We start from the raw sequence: 1,019 nt of genomic DNA on the forward strand, positions 1-1,019 counted from the left end.
ATGATCTCCCGGGCGATGTAGTCCGTGGCCTCCACCAGGAAATGGCCTGAGCCCATGGCCGGATCGAGCACCTTTATGGAAAGCAGCTTTCGCAACAAATCGGTCCTGAGATCTGCATCCATCGAGGCCTCCTCCATCATGGGCTTGATGAGAGGTTCCAGGGTGTTCTTCACAATGTACTTTACAATATACTGAGGGGTGTAAAAGGAGCCTGTGGCCTTCCTCTCTCCTTTGTCCGTCACCAGATACAGGCCGCCCGCCTCCACGCTGTCTGAGACTTTCTTGCCTCCTGCCTCTCTTTTCGGCAGCCAGACCTCCTTTCCCTTCTTGCTCTTCTCCTTGACCGCCACCATCGATTCTGTGGCGATGTTCAGCCTGTACTCCAAAATGCCCTCATAGATCGATCCCAAATGGCGGATATCTAAAGAGGAATAGTCGACGAAGACCGGGCCACTCTCTCCCTGGGACCGGGCCAGCAGATCGATGGCCTCCGCCAGATAGGAGTTTCCGATCCTCTTCTCTCTTAGGAATGGATTTTTGGTCGGATCGAACAGGCCTCCATTGTAGGCCGGAATGTAAAACTCCTCTTTGGAGTAGCCGAAGGCCTCGCTCCCTTCATTGATCAGCCGGAAGAGATCCCTCAGGCTCTCCCAGTAGGTGGACTGGATGGCGAGGATTTTTTCACCTCGATCCTTCTTGCCTGCTATCTCCTCCTTCAGCCGACGCAGGCTCATCTCTCTGTAGTGGCGGTTGTCTACTTTGAGGAGCCTTCTGCTCTCCGCATAGAAGATGAATAAAAGGCGGTAGAGCAGACGGAGTGAGTTCTCCTGAACCTCTCTGAGCATCTGCTCCTGATCTTGCGGAACTGTCAGTGGCCATAGCGAGTTTGCCGGCTCATAGATGAAGCCCTCCGCCAGGACCTTCATCGCCCGGTAGACATTCTCCTGCAGGTCCTCGCCCACCTTCTGGGCATATGCTAAGCTTTCCTCCCGAATTTTATCCAGGAAGGAGGGTCCGAG

General features: G+C 54.4%; 1 protein-coding gene. It reads right to left on the bottom strand.

What is annotated here, in order from left to right; genetic code table 11:
* Positions 1–1,019, bottom strand: a 1,019-nt coding sequence (locus BP727_RS09270; protein WP_286858492.1) for an N-6 DNA methylase, incomplete at both ends; no start/stop codon positions are given.

Origin of the sequence: Methanosaeta sp. UBA356, assembly GCF_002496465.1 — an archaeon.
GTDB classification, from domain to species: domain Archaea; phylum Halobacteriota; class Methanosarcinia; order Methanotrichales; family Methanotrichaceae; genus Methanothrix; species Methanothrix soehngenii.